This is a genomic window from Synechococcus sp. LTW-G, from assembly GCF_054459035.1.
The window spans coordinates 39,411-63,278 of sequence record NZ_JBTKYW010000008.1 but is presented as its reverse complement, the minus strand read 5'-3'; the positions used below and the strand labels follow the sequence as shown (position 1 = coordinate 63,278).

Annotated in this window: 28 protein-coding genes; 13 read left to right on the top strand and 15 right to left on the bottom strand. The window is 65.5% G+C overall.

All coding sequences use genetic code 11. The features are described 5' to 3' along the window. Positions 1 to 29: 29 nt before the first annotated feature. The 5 genes from ACXIQ9_RS11415 to ACXIQ9_RS11395 are packed head-to-tail and all read left to right on the top strand — an operon-like array spanning position 30 to position 4,477. Positions 30 to 1,334, top strand: coding sequence for a glucose-6-phosphate dehydrogenase assembly protein OpcA (locus ACXIQ9_RS11415; RefSeq protein WP_247479128.1), 1,305 nt, complete (start codon positions 30 to 32; stop codon positions 1,332 to 1,334). 8 nt (positions 1,335 to 1,342) lie between these two features. Further along, positions 1,343 to 2,713 carry a cobyrinate a,c-diamide synthase gene (locus ACXIQ9_RS11410; protein ID WP_459016713.1) on the top strand — a complete coding sequence of 457 codons (1,371 nt, stop codon included), beginning with the start codon at positions 1,343 to 1,345 and terminating at the stop codon, positions 2,711 to 2,713. Between the two features lie 2 nt (positions 2,714 to 2,715). Continuing rightward, positions 2,716 to 3,384 (top strand): histidine phosphatase family protein, encoded by a 669-nt coding sequence (locus tag ACXIQ9_RS11405; protein WP_459016712.1) that lies wholly within the window; start codon positions 2,716 to 2,718, stop codon positions 3,382 to 3,384. After that, entirely contained in the window at positions 3,371 to 3,790 is a 420-nt protein-coding gene (locus ACXIQ9_RS11400; RefSeq protein WP_424163612.1) for an acylphosphatase, read from the top strand. Before ACXIQ9_RS11405 ends, ACXIQ9_RS11400 begins: the two co-directional genes overlap by 14 nt. Then, positions 3,791 to 4,477, top strand: a complete 687-nt coding sequence (locus ACXIQ9_RS11395; RefSeq protein WP_459016711.1) for a GAP family protein — start codon at positions 3,791 to 3,793, stop codon at positions 4,475 to 4,477. Here ACXIQ9_RS11395 and ACXIQ9_RS11390 read toward each other — a convergent pair. The 4 genes from ACXIQ9_RS11390 to folD are packed head-to-tail and all read right to left on the bottom strand — an operon-like array spanning position 4,470 to position 8,286. After that, on the bottom strand, positions 4,470 to 5,930 hold the full coding sequence (locus ACXIQ9_RS11390; protein WP_459016710.1) for an ATP-dependent DNA helicase: 1,461 nt from the start codon (positions 5,928 to 5,930) through the stop codon (positions 4,470 to 4,472). The two genes, ACXIQ9_RS11395 and ACXIQ9_RS11390, sit on opposite strands and share 8 nt — an antisense overlap. Next, positions 5,923 to 6,399, bottom strand: a complete 477-nt coding sequence (locus ACXIQ9_RS11385) for a divergent PAP2 family protein (RefSeq protein WP_459016709.1) — start codon at positions 6,397 to 6,399, stop codon at positions 5,923 to 5,925. The genes ACXIQ9_RS11390 and ACXIQ9_RS11385 overlap by 8 nt, the downstream gene beginning before the upstream one ends. Beyond that, positions 6,396 to 7,334 carry a geranylgeranyl diphosphate synthase CrtE gene (crtE, locus tag ACXIQ9_RS11380; protein WP_010317896.1) on the bottom strand — a complete coding sequence of 313 codons (939 nt, stop codon included), beginning with the start codon at positions 7,332 to 7,334 and terminating at the stop codon, positions 6,396 to 6,398. The genes ACXIQ9_RS11385 and crtE overlap by 4 nt, the downstream gene beginning before the upstream one ends. 55 nt (positions 7,335 to 7,389) lie before the next feature. Beyond that, on the bottom strand, positions 7,390 to 8,286 hold the full coding sequence (folD, locus tag ACXIQ9_RS11375; RefSeq protein ID WP_459016708.1) for a bifunctional methylenetetrahydrofolate dehydrogenase/methenyltetrahydrofolate cyclohydrolase FolD: 897 nt from the start codon (positions 8,284 to 8,286) through the stop codon (positions 7,390 to 7,392). A 146-nt stretch (positions 8,287 to 8,432) separates the two neighbouring features. On the opposite strand from folD, the gene ACXIQ9_RS11370 reads away from it, so the two are divergent. Beyond that, positions 8,433 to 10,463, top strand: a complete 2,031-nt coding sequence (locus tag ACXIQ9_RS11370; protein WP_050778501.1) for an HDIG domain-containing metalloprotein — start codon at positions 8,433 to 8,435, stop codon at positions 10,461 to 10,463. Then, entirely contained in the window at positions 10,463 to 11,761 is a 1,299-nt protein-coding gene (locus ACXIQ9_RS11365; RefSeq protein WP_459016707.1) for an aromatic ring-hydroxylating dioxygenase subunit alpha, read from the top strand. Before ACXIQ9_RS11370 ends, ACXIQ9_RS11365 begins: the two co-directional genes overlap by 1 nt. On the opposite strand, the gene ACXIQ9_RS11360 is transcribed toward ACXIQ9_RS11365, so the two are convergent. Next, entirely contained in the window at positions 11,758 to 12,390 is a 633-nt protein-coding gene (locus tag ACXIQ9_RS11360) for an RluA family pseudouridine synthase (protein WP_459016706.1), read from the bottom strand. The genes ACXIQ9_RS11365 and ACXIQ9_RS11360 overlap by 4 nt on opposite strands. A gap of 44 nt (positions 12,391 to 12,434) precedes the next feature. Here ACXIQ9_RS11360 and ACXIQ9_RS11355 point away from each other — a divergent pair, with 44 nt between their 5' ends. Then, the gene (locus ACXIQ9_RS11355) at positions 12,435 to 12,806 is read left to right on the top strand and encodes a hypothetical protein (RefSeq protein WP_010317901.1); all 372 of its coding nucleotides are present in this window, start codon (positions 12,435 to 12,437) and stop codon (positions 12,804 to 12,806) included. A 3-nt stretch (positions 12,807 to 12,809) separates the two neighbouring features. Here ACXIQ9_RS11355 and ACXIQ9_RS11350 read toward each other — a convergent pair whose 3' ends face one another. From ACXIQ9_RS11350 to ACXIQ9_RS11335, 4 genes are all read right to left on the bottom strand, one after another. After that, positions 12,810 to 13,112, bottom strand: coding sequence for a hypothetical protein (locus ACXIQ9_RS11350; RefSeq protein ID WP_296416020.1), 303 nt, complete (start codon positions 13,110 to 13,112; stop codon positions 12,810 to 12,812). Positions 13,113 to 13,144: 32 nt separating this feature from the next. Beyond that, positions 13,145 to 13,426, bottom strand: a complete 282-nt coding sequence (locus ACXIQ9_RS11345; protein ID WP_296416019.1) for a cell division protein SepF — start codon at positions 13,424 to 13,426, stop codon at positions 13,145 to 13,147. Continuing rightward, entirely contained in the window at positions 13,426 to 13,704 is a 279-nt protein-coding gene (locus ACXIQ9_RS11340; RefSeq protein ID WP_296416018.1) for a hypothetical protein, read from the bottom strand. Before ACXIQ9_RS11340 ends, ACXIQ9_RS11345 begins: the two co-directional genes overlap by 1 nt. 103 nt (positions 13,705 to 13,807) lie before the next feature. After that, positions 13,808 to 14,173 carry an AbrB family transcriptional regulator gene (locus ACXIQ9_RS11335; protein WP_247479146.1) on the bottom strand — a complete coding sequence of 122 codons (366 nt, stop codon included), beginning with the start codon at positions 14,171 to 14,173 and terminating at the stop codon, positions 13,808 to 13,810. A gap of 138 nt (positions 14,174 to 14,311) precedes the next feature. Between ACXIQ9_RS11335 and ACXIQ9_RS11330 the strand changes: the two genes are divergently transcribed. After that, positions 14,312 to 14,509, top strand: a complete 198-nt coding sequence (locus ACXIQ9_RS11330; RefSeq protein ID WP_296416017.1) for a hypothetical protein — start codon at positions 14,312 to 14,314, stop codon at positions 14,507 to 14,509. Here ACXIQ9_RS11330 and ACXIQ9_RS11325 read toward each other — a convergent pair. Beyond that, the gene (locus tag ACXIQ9_RS11325; protein ID WP_459016705.1) at positions 14,506 to 14,982 is read right to left on the bottom strand and encodes a DUF427 domain-containing protein; all 477 of its coding nucleotides are present in this window, start codon (positions 14,980 to 14,982) and stop codon (positions 14,506 to 14,508) included. The genes ACXIQ9_RS11330 and ACXIQ9_RS11325 overlap by 4 nt on opposite strands. Positions 14,983 to 14,994: 12 nt before the next feature. Then, positions 14,995 to 15,240: a Nif11-like leader peptide family RiPP precursor gene (locus ACXIQ9_RS11320; RefSeq protein ID WP_029626399.1), complete on the bottom strand. Its 246-nt coding sequence runs from the start codon at positions 15,238 to 15,240 to the stop codon at positions 14,995 to 14,997. A gap of 92 nt (positions 15,241 to 15,332) precedes the next feature. Here ACXIQ9_RS11320 and ACXIQ9_RS11315 point away from each other — a divergent pair, with 92 nt between their 5' ends. Together ACXIQ9_RS11315 and ACXIQ9_RS11310 are read left to right on the top strand one after the other, a co-directional pair. After that, positions 15,333 to 15,695, top strand: a complete 363-nt coding sequence (locus ACXIQ9_RS11315; protein WP_459016704.1) for a hypothetical protein — start codon at positions 15,333 to 15,335, stop codon at positions 15,693 to 15,695. Beyond that, positions 15,695 to 16,855: an aminotransferase class I/II-fold pyridoxal phosphate-dependent enzyme gene (locus ACXIQ9_RS11310; RefSeq protein ID WP_459016703.1), complete on the top strand. Its 1,161-nt coding sequence runs from the start codon at positions 15,695 to 15,697 to the stop codon at positions 16,853 to 16,855. The genes ACXIQ9_RS11315 and ACXIQ9_RS11310 overlap by 1 nt, the downstream gene beginning before the upstream one ends. On the opposite strand, the gene ACXIQ9_RS11305 is transcribed toward ACXIQ9_RS11310, so the two are convergent. From ACXIQ9_RS11305 to ACXIQ9_RS11295, 3 genes are all read right to left on the bottom strand, one after another. Beyond that, entirely contained in the window at positions 16,856 to 17,704 is an 849-nt protein-coding gene (locus ACXIQ9_RS11305) for a carbohydrate ABC transporter permease (RefSeq protein WP_010317911.1), read from the bottom strand. Further along, entirely contained in the window at positions 17,704 to 19,344 is a 1,641-nt protein-coding gene (locus ACXIQ9_RS11300; protein WP_296418112.1) for a 2-isopropylmalate synthase, read from the bottom strand. Before ACXIQ9_RS11300 ends, ACXIQ9_RS11305 begins: the two co-directional genes overlap by 1 nt. A gap of 73 nt (positions 19,345 to 19,417) precedes the next feature. Further along, complete coding sequence (locus ACXIQ9_RS11295) at positions 19,418 to 19,924, bottom strand: LabA-like NYN domain-containing protein (protein WP_010317913.1); 507 nt, start codon at positions 19,922 to 19,924, stop codon at positions 19,418 to 19,420. A gap of 66 nt (positions 19,925 to 19,990) precedes the next feature. Between ACXIQ9_RS11295 and ACXIQ9_RS11290 the strand changes: the two genes are divergently transcribed. Together ACXIQ9_RS11290 and arsS are read left to right on the top strand one after the other, a co-directional pair. Next, positions 19,991 to 21,577, top strand: coding sequence for a glycoside hydrolase family 57 protein (locus ACXIQ9_RS11290; protein ID WP_459016702.1), 1,587 nt, complete (start codon positions 19,991 to 19,993; stop codon positions 21,575 to 21,577). Then, complete coding sequence (gene arsS, locus ACXIQ9_RS11285; protein WP_459016701.1) at positions 21,574 to 22,599, top strand: arsenosugar biosynthesis radical SAM (seleno)protein ArsS; 1,026 nt, start codon at positions 21,574 to 21,576, stop codon at positions 22,597 to 22,599. The genes ACXIQ9_RS11290 and arsS overlap by 4 nt, the downstream gene beginning before the upstream one ends. Here the strand turns inward: arsS and crtL are convergent. After that, positions 22,589 to 23,836 (bottom strand): lycopene beta cyclase, encoded by a 1,248-nt coding sequence (crtL, locus tag ACXIQ9_RS11280; RefSeq protein WP_459016700.1) that lies wholly within the window; start codon positions 23,834 to 23,836, stop codon positions 22,589 to 22,591. The genes arsS and crtL overlap by 11 nt on opposite strands. Positions 23,837 to 23,868: the final 32 nt, after the last annotated feature.

Below are 23,868 nucleotides of genomic sequence, written 5' to 3'. Positions count from 1 at the left end.
TTTCGACGTTCTGTTCTTCAGCACTTGCCATGGCTCCCCAACTCACCCTCCAGGCCCCCATCGAGATGGCTCCCCAGGAGGTCCCGGACTATCTCAACCGACTCTGGAGTGACCATCTCAAGGACTCCAGCGGAGCCTCCACCTTCACCCTGGTGGTATGGGAGCCCTCCTGGCTGCAGCAGCAGCTGATTCGAACCGGCCGTGCGGATGGTCCCTTGAGCGGGCTGCTCAACGATCAACTGCTGGAGGCCGCACGGCGGGCGAGCAGCGAGCTGGGGCTTCCCACCGGTACAGCTCCCACCGCGCCCCAGGTTGCCTGGGCCCTCGGGCAAGAGCCCGGCCAACACAGCGCCGAGGATCTACGCGGACAATTCGTCGACCGTGCCATCAGCGCCCACCAACCCCGGCGCCTGATCACCCTGGCCCCCACCCTGGCCGCTGATCAGCAGTTGCAGTCGATGGTGGCGGCCTACTGCCCCCTGCCGGAAGAGCGCGGCACCACGAGCGATGCCTGCGGTGATGTGGTGGTCCTGCGGGGTGGCATGGGAGCGATGTCCCATGGCTTGTCGATGCTCCAGGAGCTGATCCCCTCAGACCTGCCCTGCTGGGTCTGGTGGAACGGGAGCATGGATGAATCACCCGAGCTCCTCGAAGGGTTGGCAACCGTGCCGCGCCGTTTGGTGGTGGACAGCTCCATCGGCGAGCCCAGGCGCTGCCTCGATCTACTGGCCCAGCGCATTGCCCTCGGCCAGGCCGTCAACGACCTCAACTGGCTGCGGCTGCGGACCTGGCGGGAATCGCTGGCGATGGTCTTTGATCCCCCGACCCGCCAGAGCGCCCTCGATCAGGTGGTTCAACTGGATATCGATGTCGAAGGGCAGCATCCGGTCAAAGGACTGCTGCTGGCCGCCTGGATTGCCGATCGGCTCGGCTGGCACCTGGTGAGCAGCTTCTGGATCGATGGTTCCAGCCCAGCGGAGCGGGGGATCGGGGCTGAATTCCAGCGCTCCGATGGCCAAAGCGTTCAGTTCCGCCTGATGCCTGTCCCAGTCGGCATGAGCAAGGTCCATCCCGGGGCCCTGGTCGGCCTACGCCTGATCTGCGCCCCGCCGAACCGCTCGCCCCTCTGCGTGATCCTCTGCTCGGAATCAGGGGGCTGCATGCGTCTGGAGGCCGGCGGTGTCGCCTCGATGGAACTGGCCGAGGAGGTCGTGCCCCTACCCAACGAAAGCGAGGAGATGGAAATGGCCCGCCTGCTGGGGGGAGGACATGACAGCACCAACCCCCTGATGGCCGCAGCCGTCGCCCTGGCTGCCAAGCTGCTGCCCAGTTAGGACGCACCATGCCCTGCCTGATTGCCGCTCCTGCCAGCGGCAGCGGCAAGACCCTGGTCAGCCTCGCCCTCGCCGCCCTGGCGCGTCGCCGCGGCCTCAACCTGCAGACCTTCAAGGTGGGACCGGACTACCTGGACCCCCAGCTGTTGTCCCTGGCCAGTGGCCGGGCCTGCCGAAACCTCGACGCCCTGCTCTGCGGCGAAGACTGGCTAAGGCGGAGCTTCCAGCGCCACGGCAGTCAAGGGGATCTCTGCCTGGTGGAGGGGGTGATGGGCCTCTTCGATGGCAAGGGGCCCTCCGCCGAGGGGAGTTCCGCCCACGTGGCTGCGCTGTTGCAGCTCCCGGTGGTCCTGGTGGTGGAGGCCAGCCGTCAGGCCGGCTCCCTCGCCGCCCTGGTACGGGGCTTCCGGGACCACGACCCGCAGCTGAGCATCGCCGGGGTGGTGCTCAACGGTGTGGGCAGTGCCCGCCACGAAGCCCTGCTGCGGGAGGCCCTGGCCTCGATCGCCATGCCGGTGCTTGGTGCCCTGCCCCGGCACACCAGCCTTGAATTGCCCTCGAGACACCTGGGTCTGCTGCCCGCCCATGAACTGGAGGATGTACAGACGCGACTGGAGGCCTGGGCGGAACTGGCCCAGGAGCATCTCGACCTCGAGCAGCTCTGGCCCCTACTGAGCGCGCCGCCTCCCGCCGAACCCGCGCCACCGCCAGCCCCGCCCGGGCAAGGAGTACGAGCACCGATCAAGGTGGCCCTGGCCAGCGATGCCGCCTTTCACTTCCGCTACCCCGAGGCAATCGAGCTGCTGGAGCAGAACGGATTAACCGTCGAGAGCTGGTCGCCGTTAGCGGATGAACCCCTCCCTTCGGATTGCCGTGGCGTGATCCTGCCGGGGGGCTATCCGGAACTGCATGCAGGCAGCTTGAGTGCGAGCCAACGCAGCCTCAGCGACCTACGGCAGGCGCGGGCCATGGGGCTCCCGATCTACGCCGAATGTGGAGGGTTGCTGCTGCTCGGGCGCGGCCTGGAGGACCAACAGGGCGTCCTGCATCCCATGGCGGATCTGCTGCCCTTTCAGGCGCGGCGCGGGAGCTTGAGCCTGGGCTATCGCCAAGCCTCCCCGCTGGGCGATGGACTGGTGCTGCGCCAAGGCGAGACGCTGTGGGGGCACGAGTTTCACCGCTGGCAGCTCGACGCGGAGAATGCCGAGGACTCAAGCCTTTGGCAGCTGGAGGGCTGGGGCAGTCCAGCCCGCCGAGAAGGCTGGGGCGATGGCCAGCTCCATGCCAGCTGGCTACACCTGCATTGGGGGGGCTGCCCGGCGATCCCGCAGCGCTTTGCCGCCGCCGCCCGCCAGGTCTCACCACTGGTCCCTGATTAACCATGGCCTCCTTGCACCTTTGGCTGTTGCGCCACGGCGCCACCGAATGGGCACTGAATGGACGCCACACCGGCAACACCGACCTCCCCCTGCTGCCCCAAGGCGAAGCGGAAGCGCGGGGACTCGCGCCGGTTTTGTCCCAGCACCGCTTTACCGCCGTCTTAAGCAGCCCCCTGCAACGGGCCAGACGCACCTGTGAACTGGCCGGCCTGGGCGAGCAGGCCCAGATCGAACCCGATCTCAAGGAATGGGACTACGGCGACTACGAGGGGCTGACCACCGCCGTGATTCGCCAGAGCGTCCCGGACTGGACCGTCTTCAGCCACCCCTGCCCAGGGGGAGAAAGCAGCGATCAGGTGCAGCAGCGCTGTGAGCGGGTGATCGCCCGTGCCAGCGCGTACGCCAGCGGTGCACCAGGGGAGCGCTGTGACGTGGCGCTCTTTGCCCATGGCCACATCCTGCGCAGCCTCGCGGGGTGCTGGCTGGGGCAGGGCCCCGCCGGCGGCGCCCGATTGGTGCTGGGTACCGGCAGCTTCTGCGTTCTGGGCTACGAGCGTCAGACCCGCGCCCTGATCCACTGGAATGCCCCAGCCCAAATGGCCGAAAGCCAAAACCCATGCCACCTTGAAGACACCAGGCCTTCGCAGAGGGGGGTGGATGACGCGGGATGACAGCCCACAACGCCAGTCAGGGACACCGGGCTGGCTGATTGCCGACACACGGCCAATCACCCGAGGAAACCGCAGCGCCAAAGTGCGGCAATGGGTGCGCCAGGAGCAGCGCCACAACAGCCAAAGCGCGCTTCGGATTGAGCGCTGGCAGCTGCAGATCCGAGGCCATGTGCAAGGCGTCGGCTTCCGTGAAAGTTGCAGCCGCATGGCCAAAGACCTCGACCTCAGCGGCTGGGTGAGGAATTGCCCGGACGGCTCCGTGGAAGTGCAGGCCGAGGGCCAGCCCCATCATCTGACCCAATTGCGCCTCTGGTGTGAACGGGGTCCCAGGGAGGCGGAGGTGCTGAGCGTGAACCAAAGCCAGCTCCCGCCCCTGAAGGAAGACTGGTTCGAAATTCGCCGTTAGATGACCAATGGCACCCTCTGGGCCGAGTTGCTGGCCTACGGCAGTGGGATCGCCCTGAGCCCGCTGCATATCGGCCTGCTGCTGCTGCTCCTGCTCGGTCCAAACCCGCTGCGGCGCGGCGGGCTGCTCGTGCTCGGCTGGATGCTGACCGTCACCGCCATGGTGGTGGTGCTGCTGACCGTGGGCCATGGCCTCCTGCTCACGATGGAGAAAGGCACCAGCCACCGCACAGGCTTGGATTTGCTCGCGGCCGGGGCCTTGCTGGCCCTGGGGCTCAAAGAATTACTGGATCGCAAAGAAGACGGTGCCGAGGCCCCCGGCTGGACCCGTCAGCTCGATCGCTTCTGCGCCATGCCCCTGCCGTTGCTGCTGGGGGTGAGTTCAGCCCTGGAGGTGATCAGCCCCGACGATCTCTTCCTCTTTGCCAAAGCCGCCTCAGCCCTGCTGTCCTCTGGGCTGAGCCAATTGCAAGAGACGCTCTACACCGGCGGCTTCGCCCTGGCCTGCAGCACCGCGCTCCTGCTGCCCTTCCTCGCGGTGCTCATCGGCCGCGACCAGGTGTTGCCCCTGCTCGAGCGCGGTAAGACCCTGCTGTTCAACAAGGGGGATCTGCTGGTGGGAGGGCTGAGCTTGGTCTTGGCGGGCTACCTCGGCTGGCAGGGCATCGAAGGCTTGCAGCTCAGCTAGCACCCTTGAGCCAGCGGCTCCAGCGATCACGTTCCTGGGTGGCCCCAACACTGCCCAGACGCTGATCGGCACTGAGCCAAACCGCCTGCGAGGCCCGGCTGACCGCCACATAGACCAACTGGCGCCTCAGGGTGTCATCACTGGGCCAGAAGACGTCACCGGCGATGAAGACCTCGCCAAAGGTGCTGCCCTGGCTGCGGTGCACCGTCAGCACCGCAGCGGGACCCAGGGAGGCGAAGGCATCGCGCACCAGGAAATAACGCCGCCAGAGACTGCGGCCCTGCTGCTTGCCGGCTTCCCGGGCCTGGAGGCGCAGGGAGCGCATGACGCCATCGAGGGCTTGGCGTCCGGCACTGCCCACCGGCGGGAGGAGACGCAGGGTCAACCGGGTTTCGCCGGCCTCGACATCGGCATTGAGGGTCTCGATGACGGTTGGGGTTAGGCCATCACCGACTCCGACCCCAAAGTCCGCCAAGTCACAGCGCTCAGGGGTGACATCCCGCACCACCAGTTCACGGTTGGAGCCGAGCAGCATGTCGGGCTCCTCCGCGGCCTCCTCCCCGGCCCGGCACGCCGGGGCCATCACCGCCGAGCGGGTCATCAAGACCTCCCCCGGCAGGACGGGGAGCTGGTCAGCCATCTCGCCATGGATGGCGCGGCGGGCCAGCGGAACCAACTGCTCCAGGGCCCGGTTCGTGTAGCAAAGAATCCTGGCGTGATCGGGGTTATCGAGCTCCGCCCCGCGCTTCAGGGCCGCCTGGGCCGCCTCCAGCCACTGGGAGCGGGGCAAGACCGCCACCTGCCCCTGGGGGTCACGAACCAGCCCCAAGGCCGGGGGCTGACGGCAGGGAAGATCACCACTGCGCAGACCGGTGGCGAGCTGCAACACCGGACCTTGATGGCGCACCACCTCGTTCAAACTGGCGTTGACGGAGCGGCCCATCGAGAACACCGGGCTCTGCGGTTCCCCCACGGGCGGCAACTGGGCCGGATCGCCGACAAAAACCAAGCGGGTCTTGAAGGGGTGGGCGCAGCGCAAGGCAATCTCCAGGAGGGCGCTGTCGACCATCGAGGCCTCGTCGATCAGCACCAAGGAGAGGTTCTCGAGGGAGCCAGCGGTCTGCTCGGTTTCTTCGCACCGTTCCAGATCCCCCTGGCGCTTGAGCTTCAGCCGCAGCAAGCGGTGGATGGTGCTCGGGTACCAGGTGGGCTGAAGACCAGCCCAGGACAGCTGCTGCCGCAGAACGCCCACCGCCTTGTGGGTGGGGGCCACCACGGTCCAACACCAATCCCTCTGCTCCACCAGGGCCAGCAGGTGGCAGGAGAGGAAGGTCTTCCCGGTGCCAGCAAAACCACTGAGGACAAACGGAGTGCCGTCGTAGGGGGCCTTGAGCCACTGCTCAAACGCCTCGGTCGCCGCCGTTTGGCCGCTGGTCAGCCCCCCCTCAGCCAATCGCTAGCCAGCCCCAGTGCTGGGCCAGGGTCAAGGGAGAGCCCACCAGCACCAGCCCCGGTAGGGAAACCAGGGGGCCCATCAGGCTGCCGACCAGCACCTCCAAGGGGGTGTGGCCGAGCTTCTCCTTGAGCGGCGCCTGCTCCTCTCCTCCCTCACTCAGGGCATTGACGCGGGCTGCCGTCAGCCCAGCGGAATAGCGGACGTGGGAGGCGTCATAGAGGACCACGAAGCACATGGTCGCCGCCAGGGCAAACAGGCCGGAATCAAACCCCTGCTGCCAGCCCAGAGCGGCGGCGGTCCCGGTCAGCAAGGCCGAATGGCTCGAGGGCATGCCACCGGTCTCGACGAGCACCTTTGGGTTCCAGCGTCGGTGCACCACCAGCTCAATCACCAGCTTGGAGAACTGGGCCGTGCCACAGGCGGCGAGCCCCCACCACAGGGCCCCGTTGTCCAAAAGAGCGTTCATCGATCGCGGCTGGTGATGTAGTCCGCCAGGGCCAGCAACGGAGCCGCCGAGCCATTGCTGTTAAACGGCTCCAGCGCTTGCTTGGCTTCCGCCACCAGGGCATCGGCCCGCTGGCGGGACTCCTCAAGACCAAGAAGCTTGGGATAGGTGGTCTTATCGGCCGTCAGGTCCTTGCCGGCGGTCTTGCCCAGCACTTCGCTGCTGGCGGTGACATCAAGGATGTCGTCAATGATCTGGAAGGCCAGACCGATCCCGCGGGCATAGGTCGTCAGGGCCGCCAGCAGGGCCTCGGAGGCGCCAGCAATCAGGGCGCCGGTCAGCACGCAGGAGCGCAGCAGCGCTCCGGTTTTGTGGAGATGGATGTACTCGAGGGTCTCGAGGTCAACGTCCTTGCCTTCGCACTCCAGGTCCACCACCTGACCGCCCACCAGGCCGGGGGCACCGGAGGCCAAAGACAGCTCGCCCACCACCTTGATCAACTGCTCGGCAGGCACCCCAGGGCTGCGCAGCGCCACCATCTCAAAGGCGCGGGTCAGCAGGGCATCCCCAGCCAGGATCGCGTTGGCTTCGCCGTAGACCTTGTGGTTCGTCGGCATCCCCCGACGCAGGTCGTCGTTGTCCATGGCCGGCAGGTCGTCATGGATCAGCGACATGGTGTGGATCATTTCCAGAGCCACAGCCGTCGGCATCGCCAAAGCCGCATCACCACCGGCCAACTCGCAGGCCGCCAAGCAAAGGATGGGACGCAGGCGCTTGCCCCCCGCCAGGAGTGAGTAGCGCATGGCCTCCCGCAGGCTCTCGGGGCGCTCCGGCCCCAGGGAGCCATCGAGGGCCTGCTCCACCTGCTGCCGGGATGACTCCAGGTAGGCAGCGAAATCAAAGTGGCCCGGCTCCCCCGTGGAGGTGCTGTCAGTCGTCGTCACCGCCGCGCTCATGGGAGATCTGGGCCCAGGGCCATCGCTCGGGCGGATTCTCTCAGGCCGCGCCCCGCTATGGGAGCAAATCCGCCAAGGGCTGATCCAAACCGCAGCGTTGACACCAACTGGCAACGGTGTTGACCAGAAGGAGCGTCACGGTCATCGGACCGACGCCGCCCGGGACGGGGGTGATGGCGCTGGCGATCGGCTCGACCTCGTCAAAACGCACATCACCACACAACTTGGCCTTCGCGCCCGGCTCGCTGGGCAGGCGGTGAATCCCCACATCAACGACCACAGCGCCTGGCTTGACGTGCTCGGCGCCAATCATCCGGGGACGTCCAGCGGCCACCACCAGCACATCAGCCTGACGGGTGAGTTCCTCCAGGTCCTTGGTGCGGGAATGGCCAATGCTCACCGTGGCGTTGGCCGCCTGCAGCATCAGGGCCATGGGCTGCCCCACCAGGATGCTGCGGCCGACCACCACGGCCCGCTTGCCCGAGAGCTCAACGCCACCCGCCGCAAGCAGGGCCATGACGCCGGCGGGGGTGCAGCTGCGGGGGCCGGGCTCCCCTTTCAGCAGGCGGCCGAGATTGAGGGTGTGCAATCCATCGGCATCCTTTTCCGGATCGATCGCGGCCAAGAGGGGACCTTCGTCCAGTCCCTCCGGCAGCGGCAGCTGCAGCAGGATTCCATCGACCGCAGGGTCGGCATTGAGGCGTTGGATCGTGCTCAAGACCTCCGCCGCCGGGGTCTCGGCGGGCAAATGGGCGCCCAGGTTGGTGATGCCAATACGACTGCAGGCCTTCTCTTTATTGGCGACATACACACCGCTGGCCGGGTCATCCCCCACCCGCAGCACCGCCAGGCCCGGGGGCCGGCCGGCCTGGGCAAGACGTTCGGCCACGACGCGCTCGAGGCGCTCTTCCAACGCAGCTGCCAATTGACGGCCGTCGAGACGCTGAGCCATGGCGAGGGGCAGGCAATCTCCTCTCAGCATGCAACGGCAGGGCTAGCGTGGGGGCCTGTCATGCCCTCGCCGTGACTCGCCTGAGCACCCTGCCCCAGCTCTGGCGAAGGCTCCAGCGTCTCTGGAGGCAGTTGTTGCGGCTGGAGATGCCGCGTCAGGTCCTGACGCCCTGGAAGCGCGGCGCGAGCGCAGGCGTCGTCCTGATGGCCCTGGTGGTGGCCCTGGTCTCCAGCTGGCCCTGGTTGGTGGAGCCGAGCCTGCGGCCGGGCATCCCTGCACCCTTCACCGCAAAAGCGCCGAAGGCCGCCACGGTGGTGGACTCCGATGCCCTGGAGCAGCGCCGCTCCCAACTGGGCCTGCGGACCTATGTCCAGGTGGTGGATGAGCGCCAAAGCCAAGACCTGGAGGCGCGGCTGGAGCGCCAACTCGAAGCCGTCAACCGTCTCGCCGCGAGCGATCAAGAGCAGGTCGCTCCAATCGACATCAACCCACAGGAGCGGGCTTGGCTGAGGCGCTCCAGTCGCCGGCAGCTCCTGCGCTGGGAGCAGGAACTACGTCAGGCCCAATCGCGGATGTTGCGCCAAGGGGTGGTGGGCAACGTCGCCCGGCAACAGCTGGTGAAAGCGGCCCGCCATCAATTGGAGGGAATGCAGGAGCCGGAGCTGGGCCTCGGCGCACGCCTGATCGCGAATTCCCTGCAGGGGCGCACCAACCTCCGCATCGACCCGGCCCTCAGCCAGCGGATGTTGGAGGACCTGCTCACCCAGCAGGGGATCCCCACCATTCAAGTCAGGAAGGGTGAACTGATCGCCCGGCAGGGAGAACCGATCAGTCAGCAGGCCTATGCGGTCCTCGACTACTTCGGCCTGGTGAACCGGCGCCCCCTGATTGGCGCCTGGTTGCAGCACTTCGCTGAAGCCCTGGCCGCCTCCAGCGTGATGGTGCTGCTGATCCGAAACCGCCGGGTCAGCCTGGAGCCCCGTCAGGCGCTCCTCGCCCTGGGCCTGCTGGCGCTCGTCCAAGGCCTGAAGCTCTGGCTCGGTGCGGCCGCCAGCCCCCTGGCACTGCTCGTTCCGCCGACGCTCCTGCTCGCCCAGGGACTGGGAACCACCGCCGGACTGGCCTGGCTGGCGATGGCCAGCCTGCTCTGGCCGCTTCCCCTCTCTCCCTTTTTTGACCAGCGGATTTTGATCGCGGCGGCCGTGGCCGCCATCACCGCCGTTCTGGCCGATCGCCAACGCAACCGCGCCCAGCTGCTGCAGCTGGCCCTGCTGGTGCCACTGGGTGCGCTCCTGGCTGAATGGTTGCTGCTACAGCTGGAGCTCTTCCGCGGTGTTCGGGAGGGGGGCCTCCCGATCGGATCGGACCTCACCGGAGAAGCGCTGGTGCTGGGCGGCCTGCTGCTGGGGGTCCTGCTGATCGGCCCAATGGTCGAGAGCTTTTTTGACCTCCTGACCCGCAGTCGCTTGATGGAATTGGCGGATCTGGAGCGGCCACTGCTGCGGCGTCTCTCCTGCGAAGCCCCGGGCACCTTCGAGCACACCTTGATGATCTGCGGCCTAGCCGAAGAGGGGGCCCGCTCCATCGGCGCCGACATCGACTTGACCCGCACGGGGGCGCTGTATCACGACGTGGGCAAACTCCATGGCCCCCAGTGGTTCATCGAAAACCAAGAGGGGGGCGACAACCCCCACGACCAACTCGATGACCCCCAACTGAGTGCGGGGATCCTCCAGGCCCATGTGGATGAGGGCCTCAAGTTGGCAAAGCGCTACCGGCTGCCCAAACCCCTGGCGGACTTCATCCCTGAACACCAGGGGACGTTGAAGATGGGCTACTTCCTCCATGAAGCCCGCCGACGTGATCCCCAGATCCGCGAGGAGGATTACCGCTACCGCGGTCCAACACCCAGGAGCCGGGAGACGGCGGTGTTGATGCTGGCCGATGGCTGCGAGGCGGCCCTGCGTTCGCTCCCCCCCGACACCAGCGAAACCCAGGCTCGCGATGTGGTGCGCAGCATCGTCGAGGCCCGCTGGCGCGATGGCCAACTCACAGACAGCGGCCTGACCCCTGCAGAGTTGGAGCTGTTGGTCCGCGCCTTCGTTCGGGTGTGGCGGCGGATGCGCCATCGCCGCATTCCCTATCCAATCCCCGCCCGCAAGAGTTTCAGCGCCTGATGTCCTCCAACCGCTGGCAGAACGCCTGGTTCCCCGTGGCGTTCCTGCGCGACCTGGACCGCGACCGCCCCACCCCCTTCACCCTGGTGGGGCAAGACCAGGTGCTTTGGTTCGACCGCCAAGCCGATGAGTGGAGGGCGTTTGCTGATGTCTGCCCCCACCGGCTGGTGCCCCTTTCGGACGGCCGTCTCAACGCCGCCGGAGAACTGGAGTGTCCTTATCACGGCTGGACTTTTGACGGGTCGGGGCGCTGCACCCTCCAGCCCCAGGCGGAACCGGGCAGCAGCATCAGTGGCCGCAGCCGCTGCCGCAGCTACGCCACGGCCTGCGCCCAGGGGTTGTTGTTCGTCTTCAGCGGACCAAGCGAGCAGGCAAGGGAGCAGCCCCTACCCCTGGTCCCGGTTCTCGATGAGGCCGGCTGGGTGGTGCAGGACACCTTCCGAGATCTGCCGATGGATGCCCTGACCCTGCTGGAGAACGTGCTGGACGCCAGCCACGTTCCCTTCACCCACCACGCCACCGTTGGCCGCCGAGAGAACGCGGCCCCCGTCGCACTGGCCCTAACGGGGTTCGATCGCGACGGCTTTACGGGACTGTGGGAGGAGGGCCCCAGACGCGGAAAGCTCGGGAGTCAACACACCCGATTCCTGGCCCCGGGGCTGATGTGGCACGACCTCACCGCCAAAGGGTTCGCCCGCATCCTCACGGTCGTCTATGCCGTCCCCACTCGTCCTGGGGAATGCCGATTGATCGCCCGCTTTCCCTTTCAATTCAGCTCCCCCTGGCCGGGACGCCTGCTGCGGCTGCGCCCCCAATGGCTCCAGCACATCGGCAACCACACGGTGCTGGAAGACGACCAGCTCTTCTTGCACTGGCAGGAGCGGGTCATCGAACAGCGGGGCGGCCGCCATGACGCCCTGCGCCAGTACCACCTCCCCACCCAGGCGGATCTCTACGTCAGAGCACTGCACGACTGGGTCAATCGCTACGGCGGCGAGCCATTCCCAGGCCAACCGCTACCGCAGCGGCAAAACCGCCAGGCCTTGATGGAGCGGTTTGAGGCCCACACCCGCCATTGCCGGAGCTGCGCCGGCGCCGATCGGCGGCTGAAGCGCCTGCAGCCGCTCTGCTGGATTCTGGTGGCCCTTGCAGGACTGGGCGCGGCCTGGAGTGGTCCGGGCTGGGGAGGCGGCATCGCCCTCGCCTTCGGCGTTGCCCTGGCCTTAGCGGCCTGGCGCATTCGGCGCTGGCGCCAGCTGCTGCGCTTTGGCAGTGGGCTGCCGCCCCGCAACCACTAGGGCAAGACAAACGGAACGGGAGAGTCGAAGTGCATCCAGCGGCCATCGCTTGGATGACTGAACTCCAGGCCGCAGGCATGCAAGTGCAAGCGCGCCGCAGAATCATCGCCGTAGAGGGGATCACCCAAGATCGGGTGCCCCAGCGCCTGCAGATGCACACGCAGCTGATGGGAGCGTCCCGTCAGGGGCTGCAACGCCAAGCGACTGCAGCTGGAGTGCTGAGACGACAGGCGCCAGTGGGTTCGGCAGGGTTTGCCGGCGGGGTCGACGCCATAGAGCGGAGGCCTGTGTTGTCGCTTGGCGATCGGATGATCAATCCAGCCCTCCTCGCCATCGGGCACGCCGGAGACATCGGCGACGTAGCGCTTCTCAACCCGCCGCTCGGCAAAGGCCTGGCTCAAGGCGCGGTGGACCAGCGCTGAACGGGCGACGACGATCAAACCGGAGGTGTCCCGGTCGAGGCGATGCACCAAATGGGCTTCGGGCCACTCGGACTGGACGGCCGTGATCAAGGAATCCGACAGCTCGGGGCCTAGGCCGGGTTGGGACAACAGGCCGCTGGGTTTCTCGAGCACCAGCAAGGCCGGATCCTCGTAGACCAACCAAAGCGGATCAAACAACGCAGGCAAGAACGCTCGACCCTGGCCACACTGGCCCTAGTAGTAGCCGGGCCATGGCACTCGACCAGTTCAAACGGGCGCTCTCCGCCCTGCTCGAGCAGGCCCCCGAGGATCCCCTCGAGCGCGATGAATACTTCGAGCTGAACACCCTCCCCAGCTACGGCGGCAGCGGCTTTGAAGTCGTGATCTGCGATGAAGAGCACGAGATCTTCGCCGTGATCTACACCGATCGCCTGTTCGACGAGGGGGAAGAGGGCCAGGAGGCGGTTGAAGCACTCGTGCCCCCATTCCTTGAGGCCGCCTACGGCCTGACGCCCGAGGAATGGCAAAGCACCGAACCGTTTGATCTCGGCTGGCGGAGCCGCGAATACCTCTGGTTCATGGAATTCAGCGTGCCCGGGCTCAAACCCACCTGCAGCTACTGAGGCTCAAGCGCTCCACTGGAGCAGCTGCAGCTCACTGGCGCGCCGGCTGATCAAAACCAACTGATCGCCATCGACCGCCACAGGCAGTCCCGTCACCCGGCGCAGTTGTTGGCGATCCACCAAGGCCACACCACAGGTCTCCACCAGCAGCGCGGGCATCAACCCAGGCCCACCGCGCATGCCCAAGAGATCCAAGGCCTGACGGACGGCGCGGGCCGAGGTGTCGGCTCCCAGCCGCTCCACCAGCTGAGGCCAAAGATGGTTCACCGGCTCAAAGCCAGAGAGATCGACGTCAAACACCTGCATCGATTCACTGTCTGCCGCCGGCTGGACCGCGGTCAAGCCCGGTTCAGTTGGACGTAGTGCGGGGCATAGAGAAACACCCGCTCCCCCAGACGCACCTGTTGGGCATCCAAGGCCACCGCTGCACCCGCCAAAAAATCGACGGCCCGCTGCAGCTGGTCTTCGGCCAAGGCGCTGAAGTTCACCACAACCGTGGCCTGATCACGCAGGGCCGTAATCGCCTCTTGAACCGCATCAAAGCTGGGCGGATGGATCACGATCACCTCCGGCCCCCAGCCGGGAGCGTCCTGCTCCGATGGCGGAAGAAATGGATCCATCAGCCGCTCGGCTCTTCAGAGGATTCAGGTTCCTCCTGGGGGCGGAAACGCTCGAGCATTTCGGCCGTCGGATGAATCGTCTCCAGGGCATCCTCGTTGTCCAGGAAGGCCTCAAAGGAGCGGAAGCGACAGATTGTGGGCTCGATCTCAGGGTCACTGCAGACCTCCTGCCAGCTCAGATGCTTCGGTCTGAGCTCCTGGAAATGGACCAAGGCCTCCTCCAGATCACCCGCGTCACCGCAGTTTTCCCCCTTCCAGAGCAACTCAAAAAAGGTCACGGCCCGTTGCGCTCGGTTGCCCTGAGCCTACGAAGAACCAAGCACAAAAAAAGCTGGACCACAGATGCGGTCCAGCCAGGAATCGAAGCCCTGAAGAGAGGGATCAGTCCTCTTCCGCCTCAGCGCCGGCGGGGATCAGCTTGATCTGCTTACGGCCGAGTTTGATCTCAAACTCATCGCCGGGCTCCAGGCCCAGCAGCGCGGTGTAGGCCTTACCCACCAGCAAGTTGCCGTTGCCCTGAACCGTGGCCACATAGCTGAGCTTGCGGCCGCCCTTGCCGGTGCCACCACCGCCGCCGCCAATGCTGAGACCTTTGGCCTCCAGCAGAGCCTCATAGAAGGCGGTGAAGTTCAGACGCTCTGAACCATCTTTTTTGTTACTGACATACCCGCAGGAGCGAACAAGATCAGACTTGCTGACATCACCCAACTCTTTGACCTTGGCGAGAAGATCAGATCCGGTCAGCATTGAATAGAAATTCGGTTGCGGGAAAGATAGCGGGCCAAGCCACACTCACCAAGGGGGATGGTGTGCATGAAGAGACATTGCACACTCAAGCAACATCAAACGACATCCCTAGCGTCAAACCAGACACAGGCGTTCACCATGTTCGTTGGCGAAGTTTTCCTCGAGAGTGTCTCGACCGGCGTCATCACAGCTGAAGAAATCGCCTGGATCACGGCAAAGCAAAGCCAGTTCGACCGACAAGAAGAGGCGATGGCCCTCAAGCTGGGGCGCTTGCTCGATGAGGGCGTGATTCAAATCGGCTGCCGCATGCTCGGCGACCACGCCCGCTCGGCCTAGATCAATTCCGGATGACGGGGGTCCCCTTTAAACGGACCCTCAACGGCTGAGGTGATCCAACCGCCGTAAAAGCCACCCGTCTGGGGAATCACCAGCTCCTGATCAATCCAACAGCCATCCATCAGCGCGGGGTAGAGCGCAATCCACCCTGCGATCGGCGCAAACGGGGCTGTGGGTTGGACATAGGTCCAGGCCGCCTTGGGCAAGCAGCGATCGCCCACAACGATGTCGAAGTAGCTCGCGACCCCCTTCCACTCACAAAAGCTGCGTCCGCCAGCGGGCACCAAGGCACCGGCGGTAAACGCCTCCGCCGGCAGGTAGTAGGTGGGCGGATGGAAAGTTTCCAAGACGCGAAAACTCTTCTGGCTCTCCGCCAACAGGGCTCCGAGGGCCCGCACCTGAATGTGCTGTGCGGAAGCCTGCAGGGCAGGAGGCCTGGGGTAGTCACAGACCCGTTCTGGAGTGGGTGCCATCAGGCTTCAGCCTCAACCAGGAATGAAGTTGCGCAATTTCCGAGCCTCTTCTCCGGCGCGGTGCTGGAGCTCGGCATCGCTGAGCTGCTCGTCCTCGCGCACCATGGCCGCAATCACGTCGGCCTCCTCAACCTGGAACTGAAGCTCCGCAGCCCAGCCCAGGAGTTCCGCCAGATCCATCGGTGTCTTCAGCCGTTCAGCCATCTGCGGCTGCGAGCGGGCATACGCAAGAAAGGCATCCAACTGCTGCAGCGACACGACCCTTTTTTCGAAAGCACCGGTCTAACGGAACCCAGCCCTCGTCAAAGGACCGATCGCGCATCAAACTTGCCCCAGACGCGTGCATCGGCATGTCCACCCCCCTCCCCCAATGGATGCGCCTGCTCGGTGCGGGGCTCACGGGGCTGCTGGCCGTGCTGTTTGTCGTGGTGCTGCAACAGACCCGTGAGCAGGGTCAACGACTGCAGCAACTGCAGGACAAGGTGCAGACGATCGAAAACGCCAACGACCTGGAGCGCACCAACGCCCTCGAAGAGCAACTGCGCTCGACGGTGGAACGGCTGCAGGCCCTGGAGGGCATCGAGCAAAAAGTCCAGAGCCTCAGCAGCCAAGTCCAGACCCTGCGGGATCTGCAGCGGTCCCGCTCCTCACTCTTCCCCTATGAGTCAGGCGGGCCTTCGCGCCCCCTGCCTACACTTCCGCAGCTGCCTTAATGGCGGCCGCTCAACGCTTCGATCAGATCCAGACACCGGTCATCCCCGTGATGGCCCAGTTGATCGCGGCCACCCCAGGAACCCTCTCCCTCGGACAAGGCGTGGCCCCCTGGTCGCCACCAGAGGAGGTGCTCCAGGCCATTGCAGCGGCACTGCGCAACGATCCCGACCTGCATCGCTATGGACCGGTGGCCGGAGATCCAGAGCTTCGCGCCGAGCTACGGCACTGGCTTGAGCAGCAACACCAGATCGACTGCAGCGCCAGCGAGATCCTGATCACAGCCGGCAGCAACATGGCCTTTCAGGCGGTGGTGCAGGCGCTGTGCGATCCAGGGGATGAGGTCATCCTGCCCGTCCCCTACTACTTCAACCACGAGATGGCAGTCCGCATCGCCGGAGGACATCCGCGAGCGGTTGAGGCGGGGGTCATCCCTGATCCCGCTCTGCTGGAGGAGGCCATCACGGAGCGAACTCGGGCGATCGTGACCGTCTCACCCAACAACCCCAGCGGCGCGATCGTTCCGCGGCCGGTTCTTGCGGCTATCAATCTGCTCTGCGCCCGCCACGGCCTGATCCACATCAGCGATGAGGCCTACGCCCTCTTCCATTACAGAGCGGAGCGCCCCTGGAGCCCCGGTGCCAGAGCCGGCAGCGGCGGGCACACCATCACCTTGGGATCCCTCTCCAAAAGCCATGGCATGGCGGGCTACCGCATCGGCTGGGCCGTGGTGCCGCCGGAGCTGATGTCAGCCCTGACCAAGGTGCAGGACACCTCCTTGATCGGGCCGCCCAAGCTGAACCAATGGGCCGCCCGGGCCGCCTTAGCCGTGGGACCCCAGTGGTGCCGGGAGAAGATCCAGACCCTGGCGGAGCGGCGGGAGCAGGTCCTCGCTGCCCTTGGGCCAGCGACCCCCAAGCGCCCCTGGCGTCTGTTGAACCAACCGGAAGGTGCCTTTTACGCCCTGCTTGAACTGGACAGCAGCCTGAGCGCAGACCAGGTGATGAAGCGCCTCATCGTTGACCATCAAGTAGCCCTGGCCAGTGGCAGCAGCTTTGGGCTGAAGGGTGCCTGCCTGCGACTGAGTTACGGGATGCTCAGCGGAGACGACCTCGCCGAAGCCCTAAGGCGACTCGAGCGCGGGCTCTTGGCCTTGATCTAATCAGCCCTTCACCGCATCGCCGGTAGCACTGGGGAGGATGAAGCGCTGGAGCCCAATGAACAACACCAGCACCGGCACGATCGAGACGACCGCACCGGCGGCCACCAGGCGCCAATCGAGGGAAAAACTACTGGCCAGTTGTTGCAGCCCCAAGGGCAGGGTGTAGAGGTTCCGGTCATCCAGGATCACCAGCGGCCAGAGGAAATCACTCCAGGTGCCGATAAAGACAAACATCGCCAGGGTGATCAAATCCGCCTTGGCCGCAGGGATCATCACGTTCCACCACTCACCCAGGCGACTGCAGCCATCAATCCGAGCCGCCTCCTCGAGTTCCACTGGCACGCCAGCAAAGCTTTGCCGCAACAGAAAAATGCCAAAGGCCGTTGCCGCCTGGGGAATGATCAGGGCCCAGAGGGTGTTGCGTAGACCCAGCTGCACCATCAGTAGGTAGAGCGGGATCATCACCACCTGAAAAGGAATCAGGATCGTCGCCACCACCAAAGCCAGCACCAGGCCTCGCCCGGCAAAGCGCATCCGCGCCAAGGGGTAGGCGGCTAGGGAGCAGAACAGCAGGTTGGCGAACACCGCGCAACCGCTGACGATGGTGCTGTTGAGGATGTAGCCCCACATCGGGTTGTCCTCGAACAAGCGCAGGTAGGCCTCCAGGCTCGGTTGGCTCGGGAAGAGCGCCGGGGGGCTGGTGAAGATGTCTTCGGCCGGCCCCTTCAAGGACGTGCTGACCAGCCAGAGCAGGGGCACGAGCATCGCCACCGCAATCAGCAGCAGCGCAATCAACTGGAGACCGCGGAGCAACACAGACCGCCGGCGGCCGCTGATGGGCTCAGCCATCAGAGGCGAGGGCGATCGGCAGGGGCCATCTCACCCACCGGCAAGGGCGCTTTCTGGGGGTGCAGGGGTGAGTGCTGACTGCCCGCCACCAAGCGATTGAGGGCATTCACAAAGGCCTGGGCAGAAGCCACGACGATGTCGGTGTCGGCGGCATGGCCCGAGTAGAGCACCCCATCCGCCCGCAGGCGAATCGTGACTTCACCCATGGCGTCAATGCCTTCGGTGACCGACTTCACCGAGAACTCCACAAGCTCATTGGGCACCTGGGCCAGCTGGTTGAGGGCCTGGCAGACGGCATCCACCGGACCGGTGCCAATGGCGGCTTCGGTCAGCTCTTCACCCTCGCTATTCAGCAGGGTGACCGTGGCCGTCGGTTGCAGGCTGGTGCCCGTGCTGACCTGCACCAACTTCAGGCTGTAGGTCGCCTGGTCCTGCTGCTGCACCTGTTCGCTGACGATGGCCTCGAGATCGCGGTCGGAGATCTCCCGCTTGCGGTCGGCCAACTCCTTGAAGCGGGCGAAGGCATCGTCGAGGTCCTCGCGCTCGAGGTTGTAACCGAGCTCCTCCAGGCGGGCGCGGAACGCACTGCGGCCGCTGAGCTTGCCCAAGGAGATGCGGTTATCAGCCAGACCGATGGTGCGGGCGTCGATGATTTCGTAGGTCAGGCGGTTCTTCAGGACGCCGTCCTGGTGGATGCCGCTTTCGTGGGCGAAGGCATTGGCGCCGACGATCGCCTTGTTGGGCTGTACCGCCATGCCGGTGAGGTTGCTCACCAAACGGGAGGTCTTGTAGATCTCCTCGGTGCGGATGCCGGTGAGGGGTTCGCTGCTACTGACGTCGCGGCCCAGGAAGGGGTTGAAGTAGCTGCGGCGCACATGCATCGCCATCACCAACTCCTCCAGGGAGGCGTTGCCGGCCCGCTCACCAATGCCGTTGATCGTGCACTCCAGCTGGCGGGCACCGTTTTTCACGGCCTCGAGGAAGTTGGCCACGGCCAAACCGAGGTCGTTGTGGCCGTGCACCGAGATCACCGCTTGATCGATGTTGGGCACATGGCGGTTGATCCCATCGATCAGCGCACCGAACTCCGATGGCGTCGTGTAGCCAACGGTGTCGGGAATGTTGATCGTCGTGGCTCCAGCGGCAATCGCAGCTTCGATCACCTGATACATGAACTCCGGATCGGAGCGGCCCGCGTCCTCGCAGGAGAACTCGACGTCATCCACCAGGGAGCGGGCGTAGGCCACCATCTCGCCGGCGATGCTCAGGACCTCCGCGCGACTTTTGCGGAGCTTGTGCTCCAGATGGATGTCGCTGGTGGCAATAAAGGTATGGATGCGGCGATGGGCCGCCGGAGCGACTGCATCCGCGCAGGCCTTGATGTCGCCCTTGGCGGCCCGCGCCAAGCCACAGATCACCGGACCCTCGGCGGTACCGACCGTCTGGGCGATGCGTTGCACCGCATTGAAGTCACCAGGGCTGGCGAAAGGGAAGCCCGCCTCGATGATGTCGACGCCAAGCCGGGAGAGCTGCTGAGCGATCGCCAGCTTCTCCTCCAGGTTGAGGCTGGCCCCAGGGGACTGCTCACCATCACGCAGGGTGGTGTCGAAGATCAATACCCGGCCGGGATCGCGGGCCATGGCGGCTACAAGTCGGAATGGTTATGAGTTAGGTCCACTCTAGTCGGGTGGGCCTGGATGCGGCTCAGCCGCTTCAGTGACCGTCGGTCTTCTCGAGCTGCGGCTTCAGGCTGGAGAGATCCACAAACCGATCCGCCGCATTGCGCAGTTCGCGCGGAACCATGCCTTCGGTGCTCATCAAGACCACCTTCAGGCCCCGGATCCGCAGAACCTCCAACAGACGCTCCAGGTCACGGCTACCGCTCATCACCCAGACCTCATCGATGCGATGGGCCACGGCCATCAGATCAATGGCGATCTCCACGTCCAAATTGGCGCGGGCGAACTGCCGTTGATCGGAGTCATGCCCCACTTCCCTCAGGGGCTTGGTGCGAACCGTGAAGCCCAGGCTGGTGAGGGCATCACGGAAGGGACGCTGATCGGTCGCGTCCTTCAGGCCCGTGTACCAAAACGCTGAGCCGAGCTCGACGCCGGATTGCGCCGTGGCGTACTCCAGCAGCCGACGGGGATCGAAAAACCAGCCGAGTTTTTGCTGCACGTAAAACATGCTGTGGCCATCGACCGCCAGAGCCAGCTGCATCCGCACCCCTTCACTCCGTCGAGCCTAGAAGTTGCACCTAAAGTCGCCTCACTCTGAGCAGGGGCGTTGGCCGCAGGACCCGCTGACGCTGGCGATCTAGCGCTTGTTCTCCACGCGCACCTGCCGTACGTGCACTCCAGCGCACCGGGATCCCTGGAGGAGGACTGGTATTTCCAGGCCCTTCTGGAGTGCTACCTGCCTCTGCTGGACACCCTCGAGGCCGCCGCCGCTGACCCCAGCCAGCGACCGCGGCTGACCATGGGGCTCTCGCCCACGCTGCTCTCCCTACTGAGCAACAAGGTCCTCAGTCAGCGCTTTATCCCCTGGCTGGAGGTCCGCCAAGAGCTGTTGCGCCAGGCACCCCAGGACCATGCGGCAGCCGCGGCCGGCCTCGGGCTGCAACTCCAGCGGGCCAAGCAGGCCTGGAAGCAGGCGAAGGGTGATGTGCTGCCGCGCTTTCAGGCGCTGCAACAGCAAGGGGTCCTCGACCTGCTGACCTGCGGTGCCACCCACGGCTATCTGCCACTGCTGCGGGACTGCCCCGAAGCCGTGCGGGCGCAGCTGCTGACGGCCGTGCGGGAGCACGAACGCCTGCTGGGGGTGCGGCCCCTGGGGATCTGGCTTCCGGAGTGCGCCTACTACGAGGGGCTTGATCGGCTGCTGGTCAGCTGCGGGCTGCGCTACGCGATCCTCGATGCCCACGGCCTGCTGCATGGACAGCCGCGGCCCCGCTATGGGGTCTATGCACCGATCTGCAGTCCCGGCGGGATGGCCTTTTTCGGCCGGGATAGCGAATCGACCCTGCCCGTCTGGAGTGCCCGGGAGGGCTACCCCGGCGATCCCAGCTACCGCGAATTCCACCGCGATCTGGGCTGGGATCTCCCCGAGCAAGAGCTCCAGCAACACGGCATCACCAGCCCGCGCCCCCTTGGGCTCAAGCTCCATCGCGTCACCGGCAGGCAGTGCAGCCTCGAGGCCAAGCAGGCCTACGACCCGGCGCAGGCCGCCGCCAGCGTGCGGCGCGATGCCCAACACTTCCTGGCGGGCCGAGCGCAGCAACTGCAGGACCTCAGCGGCTCGATGGAACGTCGACCACTCCTGGTCGCTCCCTTTGATGCGGAGCTCTTTGGCCATTGGTGGTTTGAAGGTCCCCAGTTCCTGGCGGAGCTGTTCCAGCAGGCGCCGCGTCAGGGGGTGGGTCTGGCCACCCTGCGGGAGACCCTCAGCCGAGGCGATGCGCTTCAGCTCTGCCAACCGTCCCCCTCCAGCTGGGGGCAGGGGGGCTACCACACCTATTGGCTCAACGAGAGCAATGCCTGGGTGATCCCCGAGTGGAACCGGGCCTCGCGGGCGATGGTGGATCGGGTCAGCCGCGGAGTCGGCAGCGAGCAGGCCAGGGACTGGCTGCAGCAGGCGGGCCGCGAATTGTTGCTGGCCCAAAGCTCAGATTGGAGCTTCATCCTGCGGGCCGGCACCACCACGGAACTGGCCAAGGAGCGGATTGAGCGCCATCTCAAACGCTTCTGGTGCTTGATCGAAGCGATCAACACCAACACCCCTCCACCGGAGGGGTGGCTTGAAGCCGTGCAACGGGAAGACGGCCTCTTTCCCCTGATCAACGCCGCCGACTGGGCCAGGCTGCCGGCCCCATGAGCGATCCCCGTCCTTCCCTGCTGGAGCCCCAGGCCCAGCGTGAGCTGCTCACGGCGGCGCTGCCCGCCGAGCTGTCCTTCGAGCGCAGCATGGCAGCCGAATCCGCCGCCGAGCCAGAGCACGACAGGCTGCGGGTGCTGCAGCTGAATCTCGGCAAGCTCTGCAACATGCAGTGCTCCCACTGCCATGTGGATGCTGGCCCCCATCAAGGCCACACCCAGATGGGCGATGCGGTGGTCGACGCCTGCATCGCCGCCATCGAGCGACTCCGCCCGGCGGTGCTGGACCTCACCGGTGGAGCACCGGAACTGCACCCGCGCTTTCGCGATTTGATTCGTGCGGCACGCCAACGGGGCTGCCACGTGATCGACCGCTGCAATCTCACGGTGCTGCTCCTGCCAGCCCTCTCGGATCTGGTGGGTTTCCTGGCGGAGCACCAGGTGGAGATCGTCGCCAGCCTGCCCCAGCCGGAGGAGACCAGCACCGATGCGCAACGGGGCGATGGCACCTGGGAGGCCTCGATTGAAGCCCTGAGACGTCTCAATGCCAACGGCTACGGCCAGGGGCAAAGCGAGCGTCAGTTGACCTTGATGAGCAATCCCTGCGGCACCCAACTGCAACAGCTCACCGCCTGCGACGAGCTGCGCTGGAAACGGGAGTTACAGGAGAAAGCCGGCGTCCAATTCGATCGTCTGATCGGCCTGAACAACATGCCGATTGCCCGCTTCCTGCAGCAACTGCAAGCCGATGGGCACGTCAACTGTTATCTGAAGCTGCTGCAGGGCGCCTTCAATCCCGGTGCCCTCGCCGGTCTGATGTGCCGCGACACGCTTTCGGTGGCCGCCGATGGCTCGATCTATGACTGCGACTTCAACCAGATGCTGGACCTACCGCTGAGCGGAGGAGCCGACATTCGCTCCATCGATCTCGAGCAGTGGAAGGCACAGCCGATCCGTTGGGGCAACCACTGCTTTGGCTGCACCGCAGGCCAAGGGAGCTCCTGCGCAGGCGCTACGGCTTGAGCAGACGCAGCATCAAGGGCAACTCACGCCCCTGCTGCTGCATCAAGCCCCAACGGACAGTCCAGGGGGCGACGGCGAACAGCCGCAACATTGCGCCAATCAGGGCTGAGAGGTTGAGGGTATTGGTCAAGAAGCCGTACCACTGCTGTTTGGGCAGGGCGAAGAACGTGGCAAAAAACTGCCGGAGTTGGTCTTCGGGGTAACGCATCAGCTTCTCCAGGCCAAAGCGATAGAGGGCGTGCTTGCGCTGCAACTCGAGCGGCCAAAGCGCCTGCCAGGCCTCACGCGCGAGGGACGGCGCAGAACGGTTGCCATCGGCGAGGCCAACGGCGATGGCCTCTGCCAGCAGCGGTGCCCGCCGCAGCAAGGAGCCCACCATGTAGCCCGAGGCGGGATGGACCAAGGTGGCGGCGCCCCCGAAGGCCAGCAGCTGCTGCTCCAAATCTGGGAGGGGCATGTTCATCGGGAAGAGGCAGAACTCCTCCTCCTCCATGGCGAGCAGCTCAACACCGCGATGGGCCAACCGCTTCAGCAGACGCTCCTTGAGAACTGCATAGGGAACAGCCGGGGCCAGGGCCAAGGAGGTTTCCTCCACGAAAAAGCGCCCCTCGCCGAAGTCCATCGCATACAAAAACGTTGGAGCTCCGCAGCGACGCTCCGCCTCACTGAGGTGATCGCAGCGGTAATCCATCAGGACAAATTGGCCAGGCTCCACCGGGGGCTTGGAGAAACGCCCAACAATCCCGTAGGCCGCCTGCCCCGCCACCGGACCTTCATCCGGGCGCTTGAGGAACGGGCTGTGATGACCGCTGCAATCAATCACCAGGCGCGCTTCGAGGCGCTCCCCTTGATCCGTCATCACCACCGAACCCTGGCTGTGGTGCTCAATCCCGGTGACTGCAGCGCAGGTCCAGGGCACACCAGCGGCTTGACAAGGGGTCAGCCAGTGGCGCTGCAGCGCAGCTTTGTCGAAGAGGCCGTAGTCGATGCCATGGGCAAAGGCCTCGGTCCCGAGCGCTGCACCGAAGTAACTCGTGGTGTGGCTCCAGCGGTGTCCCAACAGATGGGCCATGCCCAGGGCATCCACCTCCGGCCCCCAGATGCCGTAGGTGTTCTGCCATGGCGCCTCGGGGGAGGTAGGGGCAACACCCGCCACCTTGACTCCCCGTTCCACCAGCGCTGCGGCGATGCAGAGGGCCGCAGGGCCAGCGCCGATGACGAGGACGTCAACACCCATGAATCAGGCCATTCACCCGGTGGGCGATCGAA